At 65.0% G+C, this 14,284-nt stretch carries 11 protein-coding genes; 9 read left to right on the forward strand and 2 right to left on the reverse strand.

What is annotated here, in order from left to right:
- Window positions 1–9: 9 nt before the first annotated feature.
- Both KJP28_RS01660 and KJP28_RS01665 read left to right on the forward strand, forming a co-directional pair.
- Window positions 10–1,485: an aldehyde dehydrogenase family protein gene (locus KJP28_RS01660; protein ID WP_218390489.1), complete on the forward strand. Its 1,476-nt coding sequence runs from the start codon at window positions 10–12 to the stop codon at window positions 1,483–1,485.
- 13 nt (window positions 1,486–1,498) lie between these two features.
- Window positions 1,499–3,058, forward strand: coding sequence for a flotillin family protein (locus KJP28_RS01665; protein WP_218390490.1), 1,560 nt, complete (start codon window positions 1,499–1,501; stop codon window positions 3,056–3,058).
- Window positions 3,059–3,127: 69 nt separating this feature from the next.
- Here the strand turns inward: KJP28_RS01665 and KJP28_RS01670 are convergent, their stop codons facing one another.
- Complete coding sequence (locus tag KJP28_RS01670; RefSeq protein WP_218390491.1) at window positions 3,128–4,159, reverse strand: Kelch repeat-containing protein; 1,032 nt, start codon at window positions 4,157–4,159, stop codon at window positions 3,128–3,130.
- A gap of 527 nt (window positions 4,160–4,686) precedes the next feature.
- Between KJP28_RS01670 and KJP28_RS01675 the strand changes: the two genes are divergently transcribed.
- From KJP28_RS01675 to KJP28_RS01690, 4 genes are all read left to right on the forward strand, one after another.
- Window positions 4,687–6,597 carry a S8 family peptidase gene (locus KJP28_RS01675; protein WP_218390492.1) on the forward strand — a complete coding sequence of 637 codons (1,911 nt, stop codon included), beginning with the start codon at window positions 4,687–4,689 and terminating at the stop codon, window positions 6,595–6,597.
- Window positions 6,594–7,115: a hypothetical protein gene (locus tag KJP28_RS01680; protein WP_218390493.1), complete on the forward strand. Its 522-nt coding sequence runs from the start codon at window positions 6,594–6,596 to the stop codon at window positions 7,113–7,115. The genes KJP28_RS01675 and KJP28_RS01680 overlap by 4 nt, the downstream gene beginning before the upstream one ends.
- 224 nt (window positions 7,116–7,339) lie before the next feature.
- Window positions 7,340–8,434 carry a trypsin-like serine peptidase gene (locus tag KJP28_RS01685; RefSeq protein WP_218390494.1) on the forward strand — a complete coding sequence of 365 codons (1,095 nt, stop codon included), beginning with the start codon at window positions 7,340–7,342 and terminating at the stop codon, window positions 8,432–8,434.
- A gap of 71 nt (window positions 8,435–8,505) precedes the next feature.
- Window positions 8,506–9,138, forward strand: a complete 633-nt coding sequence (locus KJP28_RS01690; RefSeq protein ID WP_218390495.1) for a hypothetical protein — start codon at window positions 8,506–8,508, stop codon at window positions 9,136–9,138.
- Window positions 9,139–9,186: 48 nt separating this feature from the next.
- On the opposite strand, the gene KJP28_RS01695 is transcribed toward KJP28_RS01690, so the two are convergent.
- A complete protein-coding gene (locus KJP28_RS01695; protein ID WP_218390496.1) occupies window positions 9,187–9,384 on the reverse strand; it encodes a hypothetical protein in 198 nt (65 codons plus the stop codon).
- Window positions 9,385–9,517: 133 nt separating this feature from the next.
- On the opposite strand from KJP28_RS01695, the gene KJP28_RS01700 reads away from it, so the two are divergent.
- Genes KJP28_RS01700 through KJP28_RS01710 form a run of 3 tightly spaced genes read left to right on the forward strand, consistent with a single transcriptional unit; the run spans window position 9,518 to window position 14,262 of the window.
- Complete coding sequence (locus tag KJP28_RS01700; RefSeq protein ID WP_218390497.1) at window positions 9,518–11,146, forward strand: hypothetical protein; 1,629 nt, start codon at window positions 9,518–9,520, stop codon at window positions 11,144–11,146.
- Between the two features lie 22 nt (window positions 11,147–11,168).
- The gene (locus tag KJP28_RS01705; RefSeq protein ID WP_218390498.1) at window positions 11,169–12,290 is read left to right on the forward strand and encodes a phosphatase PAP2 family protein; all 1,122 of its coding nucleotides are present in this window, start codon (window positions 11,169–11,171) and stop codon (window positions 12,288–12,290) included.
- A 1-nt stretch (window position 12,291) separates the two neighbouring features.
- A complete protein-coding gene (locus KJP28_RS01710; RefSeq protein WP_218390499.1) occupies window positions 12,292–14,262 on the forward strand; it encodes a S8/S53 family peptidase in 1,971 nt (656 codons plus the stop codon).
- Window positions 14,263–14,284 lie beyond the last annotated feature (22 nt).

Below are 14,284 nucleotides of genomic sequence, written 5' to 3' on the forward strand. Positions count from 1 at the left end.
GAGACACCCATGCTCGACAGTCCCAACACCGCGCCCAACATCAAGGGCATGTATATCGACGGCCAGTGGACGCCCGCGTCCCGCACCTTCGACGACCTGAACCCGTCCGACAATTCGCTTTACGCCCGCATCCCCGACGGCTCGCCCGAGGATACCCGGCGCGCCATCGCGGCGGCCAAGGCGGCGTTCCCGGCGTGGTCGGGCCTCGCCTTCCACGAACGCGCGCATTACCTGCTGAAAATCGCCGAGATATGGGACAAGCGCCAAGGCGACTTCATCAACGCCGCCGTGCAAGAGGGCGGCGGCTGGTTCGGCAAAGGCGTGTTCGAGGCAGGCTACGTGGCCGAAGTGTTTCGCTCGGCTTCGGCGCTTTGTTATCAGAACATCGGTGAGGTGCTCCCGTCCGAGCACCACAAGTTCATGATGGCCACACGGTTCCCGCTGGGCGTCGTCAGCGTTATCTCGCCTTGGAACATGCCCGGTATCCTGACCTCGCGCGGATTTGCGGCGGCTCTCGCGGTGGGCAACACCGTGGTTCTGAAACCGTCCGAAGACACACCATACGCCGGCGGATTGTATTTCGCCGAAATCCTCGACGAGGCGGGCATCCCGCCCGGCGTGTTCAACGTCGTGACCTGTAGCCGCGACAGCGTGGGCGCCGTGGGTGACGAGATGATCGAGAACCCGACCGTCAAGGCCGTGTCCTTCACCGGATCGACCGCCGTGGGCCGCCACATCGCGGCCAAGTGCGGGGCGCATCTGAAAAAGGCCTGCGTGGAGCTCGGCGGCAAGGATTCCATGATTATCATGGACGACGCCGACCTCGACCACGCCGCCAAGGCCGCCAACTTCGGCTCCTTCATGCACCAGGGTCAGGTCTGCATGTCGACCGAGAAGATCCTCGTGCAGGAGGGCGTCTACGACGACTTCATGCGCCAGTTCCTCGCCCGTGCCGCCAAGCTGAAGACGGGACACACGAAGGACAAGGACAACGTGATCGGCCCGCTTGTGAACACGCGGCAGGCGCTGCGCGTCAAGGCGCTGATCGACGATGCCGTGGCCAAGGGTGCGACCGTCGAACTGGGTGGCAATGCGTGGGACAATTTCGTCGAACCCACGGTGCTGACCAACGTGAACACCGACATGGACATCTGGCACGATGAAACCTTCGGCCCCGTCGTGATCGTCGCCCCGTTCCGCACGGAAGCCGAGGCGATCGCGCTCAACAACGACACCGAATACGGGCTGACGGCGGCGATCATGACGCGGGACGAGGCCAAGGCCCTGCGCATGGCCGAGCATATCGAAACCGGCATCTGCCACGTGAACTGCCAGAACATCAACGACGAGCCGCACGTGCCCTTCGGCGGCACCAAGGCGTCGGGCGTGGGTCGTTACGGCGGGCGCTGGTCGCTCGACGCGTTCACCGAGCTGCGCTGGATCACCCTCGACCGTGGCGGTCGTCATTTCCCGCCGGTCTTCTGAGAAAGGACACGTCATGACTGCGATTGGATGGATCATCCTCCTCGTCATTGTCGCCGCCATTCTGATCGCGCTGGCCGCGTGGTTCTATGAACGGGCGACGAACGAGATGAGCCTTGTAAAAACCGGGGTCGGGGGGCGCAAGGTCGTCATCGACGGCGGCACGCTGGCGATCCCGTATTTCCACGAAATCAACCGCGTGAACATGCAGACGATCCGCATGGACGTGGTGCGCAAGGGCGACTCTGCGCTCATCACCAAGGACCGGATGCGCGTCGATGTGGGGGCCGAGTTCTATGCCTCGGTCGTGCCCGAACCCGAAGCCATCGCGCGCGCCGCACAGACCCTTGGGCGGCGCACGTTCCAGCCCGACGAGTTGAAGGCGCTGATCGACGGCATGATGATCGACGCGCTGCGCACGGTCGCGGCGCAGATGACGATGGACGAGCTGCATGAAAACCGCGCCGAATTCGTGCGTGAGGTGCGCGACATTCTGGGCGAGACGCTGGGGCGCTACGGGCTGCAACTCGACAGCGTGTCGCTAACGGATTTCGACCAGACGCCGTTCAACTCGCTGGATGAGACCAACGCCTTCAACGCGGTCGGGATGCGCAAGCTGGCCGAGGTCATCGCCAAGTCGAAACGTGAACGCGCCCAGATCGAGGGCGACAGCGAGGTCGAAGTGCGCCGCACGGCGATGGAAGCTTCGCGCCGGAAGCTGGAGATCGACCTTGAGGAACGTCGGGCCGAGATCGCACAGGCGCAGGAGGTCGAAACCCTGATGGCCGCGCAACTGGCCGAGGTGGCGAGCCGCAAGGCCGATGCCGAACGCTCGGCCGCCCACGCGCGCATTCGGATGGAGCAGGAAATCCAGTCCGCCGACATCGCCCGCGAACTCGCGATCCGCGAGGCCGAGATCGCACAGGAACGCGCGCTTCAGATCGCCGAGCAGGAGCGGCAGATCCAGATCTCTGCCAAGTCGCAGGAAGAAAGCCGCGCCCGCGCCGAGGCCGACACGGCCCGCGCCGAGGCGGTGAAGGCCGAAGAAGCGATCCAGACTGCGCGCCAGATGGCCGAGGCCGAGCGGCGCAAGGCCGTCGCGCTTCTGGCGGCCCAGCAGGACGCCGAGACGGCTGCGACCCGCGCGCGCATCGCGGCGGAAAGCGACAAGGCCACGGCCAAGGACCGGACCGAAGCCAAGCGCGAGGAAGCGGAAGCGATGAAGCTCCTGAAACTCGCCGAGGTCGAGGCCGAAGCCGCGCGGATCAAGGCGCAGAACGCCCGCTCCGACGCGCTCGCCGCGCTGGAGATGGAGAAGATGCGGCTCGATGCCATGCCCGGCATCGTGAGCCAGATGGTGAAGCCAGCCGAGAAGATCGACAGCATCACGATCCACAACGTCAACGGGCTCGGTGGTCGCGGGCAGGGTGGGGGAGAGACCGTCGAGCGCGGCTCCCCGGTGTCTCAGATCGTCGACTCCATCCTCGATCTTGCCGTGTCCGCGCCCGCGATGAATCGGTTGGGGGAGGTGATCGGGAGTCAGGTCGGGGGGAAGGACGGGGACAAGGCCGACTAGGCGGGCGCCGCACCTCACCCGCCCCACGACTTGGGCGATCCCGGCAACCGTCTTACCGGCGGGGCTCGGTTACCCCGGGCTGAAAAGGTCGAGACGCGCTGTGGTGCCGTCTGCGCCCGCGCGTTCCGCGCCACCCACGACGAAAACGTCGCCACCGTACCCGGCGGCGCCAAGCCCGTGGCGCGGCACCGGCATTGGTCCAAGGGTCGTCCATCGGTCTTGCCCGACGCTGTAGCTGAGCGTTGTTTCGAAAACGCCCGACCCGCCCGGGCCGAACCATTCGCCGCCAAAGACATACATCGTCTCGCCGACGATGGCCGCCGCGTGACCGGCGCGTGCCTCAGGCATGGGGGCGAGGCGAACCCAGCCTCCATTGTCGCCCTGCGCAGGATCGAACATCAGGAGATCATCCGACAGGTCGCCCGATACCGTGCGACCGCCACAAACAAGCATCCTGTCGTCGATAGCGGCGGACGCGGCGCTGTTGCGTGGTGACGGGATTGGTGGCGCTTCGATCGAACGTCCCGCACCGGGGTCGAATACCAGATGCGTGTCGGTGTCGGTGTGGTCGCGCCAATTGGCGTTCGCCCGTCCCGAGGGCGTGCGCCCGGCGACGATGTGAATGCGACCGTCGATGATTGCCGCACAACATTCGGCGATCGGGCGCGGAAGTGGGTTCTGTGCGCGCCACCCATCGTCGCCAAGCACATGAACCGCATCGCTGGCGATCCAGTCTCCATTCGCATCCGTACGGAAACCGCCGATAAGGAAAAGCTGCCCGCCATGGCTTACAAGTTGGGCGTGATGCGAGGCATAGGGCAAAGCGCCCACGTCCCGCCACCTTCGCACGCCCGGGTCGTAAGCCAGATGCCGGTCGGAGACATCCAGCCGCCCGTCTGCCCTGAGCGCCGCAATGCCGCCCGCGACGTGGAGCGTGCCGTTGTGGAAGGTCGGATAGATTTCCTGCGCAGGCGTGGGCATGGGCGGCGCGGTTGTCCAGGTCTCCGCCTGTGCGCGGCTCTCTTGAGGCGCGCCCGCGATCAGGCCGCAGGCACCGGAGATCATGACCGCACGACGCGAAAGATCGCCGTCCCGGCCCATGCGCCTATCGACCCGCCATCGTGATCAGAAACCGCGCGTCGGGCCCAACGGGACTCTCGATACCTCCGCACGGTGGGTCATCGTCGCGAAGCAGGAGATTATCAAGCACGTTTGCGCACTCCTTCATCAGGCCACCGATCTTTTTCGTCTGCATCGACGCCTGTTGGTACTCATAGAGGTCCCGCGGCGTCAGGTCGACCCGGTTCACCTCGAACCGAAACCCGGCCGCGCGCGACTTCTGTTCCCGGGCCCATGCAGATTGCCCACGTGGCCATTCGAGAAGGTTGCATCGAAATCGGTCCTGCCTCGTGCACCGTCCAGCGGCGATTCTTTCGGGCGGGGCATGCGGCCCCCCCGTCCGGTCGTTGCGTTGCGCCATGCCTGACGCGGGCCGAGTTTCCCGATGTTTTCACGCTGATCTCACACACGGTCCAATGCGAACCTGAGGCATCCTTCAATCGTCGCCCCGCTGCGGGGACGCATCGCCGGTTTTCGCGATGACACGGCATCAGAAGGAGATTTGGATCATGAAGTATTCAACGTTCAGGCAACCGATCGTAATGTCCGCCGCCCTCGCGATGGCTATCACGGGCGCGGCGACAGCGCAGGACGCAGCCGAATTTCCGGCCGTCGATCTTCCGCCGGTTCCCGAAACCGCCCAGACCGTTCCGGGACGCATCATCGTGAAACTGCGCGAAACCGGGCTGGACCAGTTTGGCCGGCTCTCGACCGATCAGGTCGTGCCACTCGGGCTCGAGGCCGCGCCGGAGATTACGTCCGGCGGCGAGCTTATCTACCGCGTGAATGTCGCGACGCTGCTGAACGCACAAAACGCGCAGGAGCTCGGCGAAACCGTTCAGGGCATCGCGTCGGAAATCGCGGCGCTTCCCGATGTCGAATATGCGCAGCCGGACTGGGAGCTTTACCCGTTCCTCACGCCGGGGGACGCGCATTACCCGCTGCAATGGCATTACCACGACTTTGGCACCGGTCCCGACCAGTCGCCCGGTGGCATTGGCCTGCCCGCCGCATGGGACGTGACGACCGGAGACGGTTCGGTGACGGTCTCCGTGATCGACACGGGCATACTCGACAACCACGCGGATGTGGTCAGTTCCGGCAATATCCGCAGTGGTTATGACATGATCTCGGACCCGTCGCGCGCTGCTGACGGGGATGGCCGCGATGCGGACCCGTTCGATGCGGGTGACGCGGTCGCGGCGGGCGAATGCGGTCCGGGAAGCCCCGCGAGGGGCAACAGCTGGCACGGCTCGCACGTTGCCGGCACGGTCGGCGTCGGAGCGTCGGACAATTCGGATGGCATCGCGGGTGTCGCGTGGAACGTGGGGGTCCAATCGATCCGTGTCTTGGGGAAGTGCGGAGGTTCCACCAGCGACATAAACGATGCCATCCGATGGGCGGCCGGTCTTCCGGTCCCCGGTGTCCCGGCCAACCCGACGCCGGCCGACGTTATCAACATGAGCCTCGGCGCACCCGTGCCGTGCTCGGCCTCGCCCTCGACGCAGGCCGCGATCAACGATGCTGTGTCTGCTGGCACGACGGTCGTGGTGGCGGCTGGCAACGATACAATGTCGGCGTCCAACGCGTTCCCGGCGAGTTGCGCCAATGTCATCACCGTCGCGGCCTCGGACGCTCGGGGCCATCTCGCGCGGTATTCCAACTTTGGACCGGCGGTCGAGATCATGGCACCCGGTGGCGACGTTCAGCGTGACGACAATGGCGACGGTCAGCCCGACGGTGTGCTCAGTCTCGTGAGCGGTGGATACGCCTGGTACAACGGCACATCCATGGCCGCACCGCACGTCGCTGGCGCGGCGGCCCTGATGCTGGCGAACGATCCGAGCCTGACCACGGCCGAAATCCTCGCCGAGCTTCAGGCCACCGCCACGCCACGAACCACGACCGAGTGCTCCGAAGCCTGTGGCGCGGGCCTTTTGAACCTCGTTCTCGAGGAGACCGACCCGCCGGAGCCGCCCGATCCTCGCGAAACGGCCTACAGGTATGACGCGAAGTTCATATGCGGGCAGCGGGAAACGATACTCGAAGGCGGCAAGGTGGGCTATGATACGATCGTGAACGTGATGAACCCGAGCCAGAAGGACATCATGATCGAGAAGCGCCTGAGCCTCGCGGTCCCGCCCGGACGGCAGCGACCCGGCGACACCCGCCGGATCGCGGAGGACGAGCTTCCTGCCGGTCATGCGCTCGCCGCCGATTGCGAAGACGTGGGCGATCGGCTGGGGAACCCGGTCGCGAGCGGCGCCTTCGTGGACGGGTTCCTGACTGTCCTGTCGCCGGTCCCGCTCGAAGTCAGGGCTGTTTACCGGACCGACGCGGCGGATGAAAACGGTGGCATGATCTCCACGATGGACGTGGAAGATGTCGAGAGAACGGAGAGTCCCAAGAAGGAACGATGAAATTTAAGAGAGCAATTTTCAACAAGTTCGGCGTCCCGCTTCTCTGCGGGGCGCTTATTGCCGGTTGTGGCCCGGGCCACGCACAGACGGGTCTGAGTGAGACAGGTCGCCTGATCGTCGGCCTTTCATCCGGCACCGAGCTTGCGTCCGCCTGGGACGACAACGCGGCTGGCGGGGCCGATGTCGAGGCGGAATCCGAGTTTGCCGTTGCGCTGGAAAACCTCGTGGGCCTTCCCATCCATGACATCAGGCTCGGATCGGGCCGCACCGTCAGTTTCGCGCCGGATTGGGAGGAAATGGGCGCCACGGTCCAGGGCCAGACGCTCCGCCTCGGTTTGGGCGACCCGCTGCTGGCGGCCGCGCTGGCGGCGCGTCTCGATCCGATTGCGCGCAGCGATCAGGGCGCGTCACTCGAACTCGACCCGCAACGGTCGGCAGCCGCCATCGCGGGCTGGCTCGTCAACCTCGAAGGCGTCGCTTTCGCGCAACCCGACATCGTGGTCGACATCCGCCAGTAATTCTTTTAATTCAGTGCGTTAATCCCCGCCATCTTCGTGAAGACTGTGCTTCACAGCCTTTTCACACGCGCTCCTCCAAGCTCCATTGCTACGGTTTTTCCACCGGCAATCTCGTTTCGTGCCGGACACATTTTGCGGCCGGACACGCGTCGGTGCGACCGGGTCCCGTTCGGGACCAATTCTCTCCTGACACGGATGGGGCCGCGCAAACCGGAGGAATGAAAATGAATTTCAGATACGCGATGATTATGACAACCGCCTTCGTCATGAGCGGCATGGCCGTGCTGGCGCAGGACACCGATTTCGAACCCGGTAACACCGGGTCCGGACAGCCCGATGGCGGAGGATCTCCCACGATCACCGTGCGTTTCGACGACTCGACGCAGTTCGTGCCGCCCGAACGCCTGCCGATCGTGGATACTTACATCAAGGACGCCCTGTCTCTCACCGCCGAACAGGCGCGTGACGAGCTGACGGCGGTGGCGGTGTCGCCCGACGGGACCGCAGAGGTGTTGCCGCCGGACGACGCGACGGTCGAATTGCTTCTCGAAACGCTTCAAGCATTGTCGATCGAGGATGGCCTCGCGCTCGAAACCGGCGGCGTGATCGAAGCCGGGGCAGAAGGCGACAACGAGGAAGCCGAGGCGCTCGCAGGCGAGTCCGTGAGCGCGGAAAGCGTCATCGGAACCGACACGCGCGTCCGCATCAACGGCACGACGAGCTATCCGTTCCGCACGATGGGGCGCATCGACATCGGTTGCACCGGCACATTGATCGGGCCGCGCCATGTCCTGACCGCGGGCCACTGCGTCTACAATATCGACAATGACAGCTGGTATTCCTCGCTGTCCTTCTCGCCCGGTCAGAACGGATCGGCGCGGCCCTATGGCAAGATCGGCTGGCGGCGCGCCGTCTCGGTCCGCGGCTGGACCCGCGATCACAAGCGCAATTACGACTACGCGATGATCGTGCTCGACAGCGATATCGGGGGCACCGTCGGATGGATGGGGTATGGCTGGAAAAGCCCGATGCCCGACTACAACGTGAACATCAACGGCTACCCGGCCGACAAGCCTTGGGGTACGATGTGGCACGCTTATTGCAACCTCGGACCGAAGACGACCTACCGCCTCTACTATCCCTGCGACACGTTCGGAGGCATGAGCGGCAGCGGCGTATACGTCTACAATTCCTCGGCAGGCAGCCGGATCATCTACGGCATCCACGCTTACGGAACGGACTGGACGGGGCTCAACGGCGCGACGCGCATTCGCAAAGCGGTGTTCGAGAACCTGAAAAGCTGGAAAGCGGCCTATTGACCCTGTTCCGACAGAGCGATCACCGCGAGGCCCGGCATCGACCGGGCCTCACCCATGAAAGGACAAATGAGATGACGCATGGAACCAAGAAGGCGCTGGTCAGGATGATCGGCCTCATCGCCGGTGCCGGGGCGCTGCCGGCGTTCGCACTTTCGCTCGCCCCGGTCGCGCCGGGGCCGGCCTTGATTTCGGTGGAAGCGGGCGCGCTGGTGCTCGAATTCTCGAACGCGTGCAGGGCCGATGCCGGGGTCCGGTTGACCCACCTCAGGGACGGGGCGGGAGAAAATTTCCTGGTGGTCGAAACTGCCCCGACGCTTCAGGCCTGTCCCGAGATCTACCAGCCGGTGCGCGTCGCATTCGTGCTCCCGGACGGTCTTGCGATCACCGAGGACCGGGTCATTGCGCGACGACCCGCCGAAGGGCAGCCGGCGGGGGATTTGGTCGGTCGCGTCGATGCCGAGGTTCTTTCGCGGGTGCTTCCGGCCATAGGCTGGCAGGACGACCGGACCGGACGCATCGGCCTGTCGGACACCTGCACCGAAGGCGATATCGAAGCGCGCCTCCTGCCTGAAGCCGTCGCGCCGACGGGAGAGGCTCGTGGTTACGTCGCACTCACAGCCGAGTGCCATGACCCCGAGAGATCCCGCGAATTCACGCTGGACGCGGACCGCCCGGGCGCAATGCTCAACCCGGTTGCCGAATGAAAAAAGGCCCGGTTCCGTATCGGAGCCGGGCCAAGAAAAGGGAGAAGCTCAGGGTTCGACGTCGTGATGCAGGTCGTTCGGGCCCACGCGATCAACCGTGGCGATCATCGATTTGAGGATCGTTCGCTCAAATTCGCGAAGCCGGTCAGAATTCGCAAGATCCAGCATCGCATTCCGCAATTCCGGCCAATGCCGGTAGAATTCGAACAGGTTCTCGATCCCCGTGATGTCTTTACCGTCTTCCATCATCACTCCCGCCGAACCCCTCGCACGGCCAGCTTACGACAAGGGGCAAAGCGGTCAGGCGTGAGAAAAGCGTGAAACTCTATACAGCGGGCGTGGCCGGACCCTAGAGTGACGCTAGGGAAAGGATTGTGACGTGAGCCAAGTCGACATCTCCCTGTTCGGAACATGTTCGGTCCGGGTCCCCGGAGAACCGGGCGTCGACGTGCGCGGTGCCAAGCACCGTGCGCTCTTCGCCTTGCTCGCCACCGCGCCGATGGGCCGCCGGTCGCGCGCCTACCTTCAGGAAATGCTCTGGGGGCAGGCGGATTACGACAGCGGCCACCAGAACCTGCGCCGCGCCTTGTCGGATCTGCGCAAGATGATGGGCGACGATTTCGACCGGATCTTTCACACGACCATGACCGACATCCAGCTCGATCTCGACCGGGTCCGATTTCAGGACGGTCGCGGCGTGTTCCTGCATGATCTGAACGTGCGTGAACGCCGGTTTCTCGAATGGGTCGAACAGATGCGCGGGTGCGAGGATGAACTCGTCGTGCTCCGCCGGGCCGCAGCGCGCCCGTCGCAAAGACTGCGACCCACGATCACGGCACTTCCGCTGACCAGCCCCGATGGCGATCCGGTCCTTACGGTCCTGGGCGATTGGGTGGCCGAGGAACTCTGTCGCACATTGTCCCGCTCCACCCTGATGACGGTCATCTCGCACCTTTCCGGGCGGCGCATGGCGTCGCGTATCGTGGACCTCGAAGATGTGCGCGAGCGGCTTGGCGTCGATTATGTCGTCACCGGATGCCTGCGCGCGCACGGAAACGAAGTCATCTGCGATCTCGATTTTCTGGATACGGAAACCGGGCGCATCCTGTGGAACCGCAACGTCGTCGTGCCCAGCGGGCGTGCCAGCGAAGCCTTGCTTGAGGAAGTGGGACATATCGTGCGGGGCGTCGGCCATACCGTTGCGGAATGGACCATGAAATCCACGCGGGGTCAGCCGATCCCGCAGATCGCGGACCATGAACTGCTGATCACCGGCGTCTCGCTGATGCACCGCAGCCGCCTGCGCGATTTCCTTGCCGCGCGTAGCTACCTGTCGGAAGCCGCGAAACGCGCACCGCACGAGTCCGATGTTCATGCCTGGCTCGGCAACTGGCACGTCCTGAACGTCTTCAAAGGGTACACGACCGACCGTGACCACGACACGCAGAACGCCCTGCGCTGCACCGGGCAGGCGCTCGATCTCGACCCGGAGTCGAGTTTCGCGCTGACCATCGACGGCTTCATCCACGGCAACCTTCTCGGGCGTCTCGACGAAGCGGGGGTGCGCTACACCGCGGCGTTGGACAGGAACCACAATGAAAGCCTCGGCTGGCTACTGCGCGGCTCTCTCCTGGCTTTTCAGGACAAGGGCGACGCCGCTGTTCAGGCGGCCGAAACCGCGCGGCGTCTGTCGCCGCTCGATCCGTTCGGATATTATTTCGACAGCCTTGCCAGCACCGCCTACCTTTCAGCCGGAGACCTGCCGCGGGCGTTGGAACTGGCAAATCGCAGCCTGATCGTGAACGACCGGCACATTTCGACGCTGCGCGCCAAGATCACGGCCCAGTACGGGCTTGGCGATGGTGCAGGCGCACGCCAGACGGCGATCGAACTCAAGCGGAAATTTCCGACCTTCAGCCTCGAAGAATATCGCAAGACCCACCCGTCGATGGAAGGCAAGCTGGGTCAACGCGTGGTCGAAGCTCTTGGTGCGGCGGGCGTGAATTGATGACAACGGAAAGGATCAGACCATGAGCCAATACGGTGGCGTAGGGGGAGTAGGTGGAGTAGGCGGAGTCGGTGGTGTGGGCGGCGTCGGGGGCGTCGGGGGCGTTGGAGGCGTCGGTGGCGTCGGCAATTTCATCGGGATCGGCTCATTCCTCGGAGCGGGAGACGTGGGCGGCTACGATGGCCTCACGACGACCGGCCTCGGACTGACTGCCGAGGCCCTGCGACATCTTATGGACGAGGGTGACGCACCGGCCCCGGCAGACCTCGTGCCGGGCGATCCGTCCAATTTCGGGCGCATGGCGGTCTGGGTCCGAGGCTCGCTTTACGTAAGCGAGTTCGTTTCGGGGCTGTCCTGGCGTACCGACGGCGAAGGGGGCCAACATCGCGCGACGCTCTCGATCGACGGCGCGGATTGGGTCACGCTCCACCGGCCCGATGGCGAAACTCTCGCTGCGCAGTGCCGCCACGTGAGGAACTATGCGGCGCTTCGCGATGAACGCGGCGTCGAGGTCATTTCCCAACTGGGCTTCCCGACACCGTATTTCGCGATGGTCCTTGGGCTGAACACCGCCGAGCACAAACACACATTCGAGCTTGTCACCGCGACGCAGGTCGCCGCCGCGCATACGGCGATGATCCTGAAATCGCTGCTCGCGGTGCGACGTCCCGATCAGGTCGACGGCCGCATAATGCCGATGATCCCGACGCCGGGTCACGGCTCTTTTCCATCCGCTCACGCGACCGAAGCCTACGCCGTCGCAACGGTGCTCGAGGCGCTGACGACGCAATGGGCGAGCCTGGCCGATCAGGACGGGCGCGTCCGTGTGCTGCGCGCACTGGCGGAACGTATTGCCGTGAATCGCACAATCGCGGGCGTTCACTACCCCATCGACAGCTGGGCCGGCGCGACACTCGGCACGGCGGTCGGCCACGCGATCCTGGGCCGTTGCGGGTTGGACGTATCCACGAACGTTGCCGGTCTGAATGCGGCCGATGTCGATTTCTTCGATGCTGATTTCCGCGACGACGACGCCCGCGATGCCGCGGGCCTGACCTTCGACGAGGCGCAGGTATCGGCAAACGCGTCTCCGGCCTTCACCTGGCTCTGGGACGCGGCGATGGCCGAACGTCAGGTCGGTTGACATGGCGTCGGTCGGGCAGAAGGGCGGGTTCGAAACGTATGCCGGACCGTATGAACGCTGGGTGTTCTCGCCCGCATTGGGGCGTCCCTTTGCCTTCCCGGCGGTGCGACGGCCTTCCTCGATCATGGCGGCGATCCTGGAAGGCGGGGGCGATCCTCACGCATTGGAAAACGCCGAGGTCCGCATTCCGCCATTGTGGCGACCGGACGCCCAGCCCCCCGCCGCGGTTCCCTTTGCATTCCGCGATCTCGACACTGAAGACGTATCCGACGAAACCCTGACCCGGTGTCTCGGTGCATTCACACACGGCAAGGACACATCCCGTGTCCGCCTGAACCTTCCGGTTCCCGAACTCACATGGCCTGCCACCTACGACCCGGACAGCGCCGCCGAACACTGGCGCGAACCCGATGTCCGGCCGACCGCGATCGTTGCGGTGATCGACGACGGCCTTCCATTCGCAAATCGCGCCTTTCTCGCCGCGAACGGAAACACGCGCATCAGTCACCTGTGGCTGCAATCCGCCCGTGCGCGGGAGGCCGACCGCGTTCCGTTCGGCCGCGAATACGCAAACGGAGAGATCGACGACCTGCGCGCAGGCTTCGGCACCGACGAACGCGCACTCTACCGGGCGTGCGGCGCCATCGACAGCGAAATCCATGAACTCGGCAGCGTCCTCGACCAACGCGCCACTCACGGCGCACATATCCTCGGGCTGGCGGCGGGCAACAGCGCGTTCGCGGAGTTGCCCGCACAGGGCGATGAGGTCGCGATCATCGGTGTGCAACTCCCGAACACGGTGGCCTGGGACACATCCGGCTTTGGCAAGGAGACCTACATGCTCGCGGCATTGCATTACGTCTTCGCGCGGGCGCAGGAGCTTTCGGATGCCATCGGCGCGCAAGCACCTTTGCCGCTGATCGTGAACCTGTCCTATGGCTGGAACGCCGGTCGGCACGACGGGGACTCGGTCGTCGAAACCGAGATCGAGGCGCTTCTCCAAAGCCGGCGCGCCCTGCAACCGAAGACCGCCATCGTCCTTCCGATGGGCAACCACTTCGACGCCGAGATGCATGCTGAGATCGACAGTGCCGGGTTCGTTGAGGGCCGCGCGCGGATTGGCTGGGCGCTGCCACCCGACGACAGGACGTCGAGTTATCTCGAACTCTGGTTGCCCGACGGGTTCGACCCCGCCGGTTGGAGCGTAAGGGTGATCCCACCTTCGGGCACAGTGCTCGAAAGCGACAGGATCGACATTTCACCGGATGACGCGCTCTGCGCATCCGGCGACCCGCGCCGCTACGCCTCGATCCTGATAGGCGGCCGCACGATCGGCCAGCTTTCGGCCGACCTGGACCGTGGGTCGCGCTGGCGCGTGCTGATCGCGCTGATCCCCACAGCCGAGACCGGCACCGCCCGGCGCTGTCCTTCGGGCACGTGGCAGGTCGAGATCAACCGGGGAACAGGTGACGGGCTTGCAGACGGCGAGATGGTGGAGTTGTGGGTGCAGCGCGACGACGATCCGCGCGCGCTTGGGATGGGCGGGCGGCAGAGCTATCTCGTGGGCCCATACGTGACCGGCTTCGGCGCGATGAGCGCAATCGCCTCGGCGCCCTCCGCGACGCGCATTGCCGGCGTGATCGCCGGTACATCCCGTCCCGCACCCTATTCAGGCGCAGCAAGCGTGCGTCAGGACGGGGACGCGTCAAAGGCGTCGCGGGCCGAACCCACGGTCGCCGCGCCGTCCGAACAATCGGACCTCATCGGCGGCATCCGCTCGATCGGCGTGGTCACAGGGTCCGGCTCGCGTGTCACAGGAACATCCGCCGCCGCCGCGCTCGCGTCGCGCTGGATGGTCACCAATGCCGCCGCCGGTCGCGAAATGTTCGACGGTCTCGTCGCCCTCGCGGACGCCCCGGACGATGATCCGGCCCAGAGGCAAGCACGGCTCGGGGGCGGTCTCGTTCCCTGATCCGCTCGACCGTTCTGGCGCC

It is taken from the genome of Maritimibacter dapengensis (assembly GCF_019218265.1).
GTDB classification, from domain to species: domain Bacteria; phylum Pseudomonadota; class Alphaproteobacteria; order Rhodobacterales; family Rhodobacteraceae; genus Maritimibacter; species Maritimibacter dapengensis.

Excerpts from the sequence above, each read along its gene's own strand:
- KJP28_RS01680 (WP_218390493.1), top strand. The coding sequence starts at position 6,594 with ATGAAATTTAAGAGAGCAATTTTCAACAAGTTCGGCGTCCCGCTTCTC.
- KJP28_RS01695 (WP_218390496.1), bottom strand. The coding sequence starts at position 9,384 with ATGGAAGACGGTAAAGACATCACGGGGATCGAGAACCTGTTCGAATTC.
- KJP28_RS01690 (WP_218390495.1), top strand. The coding sequence starts at position 8,506 with ATGACGCATGGAACCAAGAAGGCGCTGGTCAGGATGATCGGCCTCATC.
- KJP28_RS01665 (WP_218390490.1), top strand. The coding sequence starts at position 1,499 with ATGACTGCGATTGGATGGATCATCCTCCTCGTCATTGTCGCCGCCATT.
- KJP28_RS01670 (WP_218390491.1), bottom strand. The coding sequence starts at position 4,159 with ATGGGCCGGGACGGCGATCTTTCGCGTCGTGCGGTCATGATCTCCGGT.
- KJP28_RS01710 (WP_218390499.1), top strand. The coding sequence starts at position 12,292 with ATGGCGTCGGTCGGGCAGAAGGGCGGGTTCGAAACGTATGCCGGACCG.
- KJP28_RS01705 (WP_218390498.1), top strand. The coding sequence starts at position 11,169 with ATGAGCCAATACGGTGGCGTAGGGGGAGTAGGTGGAGTAGGCGGAGTC.
- KJP28_RS01675 (WP_218390492.1), top strand. The coding sequence starts at position 4,687 with ATGAAGTATTCAACGTTCAGGCAACCGATCGTAATGTCCGCCGCCCTC.
- KJP28_RS01685 (WP_218390494.1), top strand. The coding sequence starts at position 7,340 with ATGAATTTCAGATACGCGATGATTATGACAACCGCCTTCGTCATGAGC.
- KJP28_RS01660 (WP_218390489.1), top strand. The coding sequence starts at position 10 with ATGCTCGACAGTCCCAACACCGCGCCCAACATCAAGGGCATGTATATC.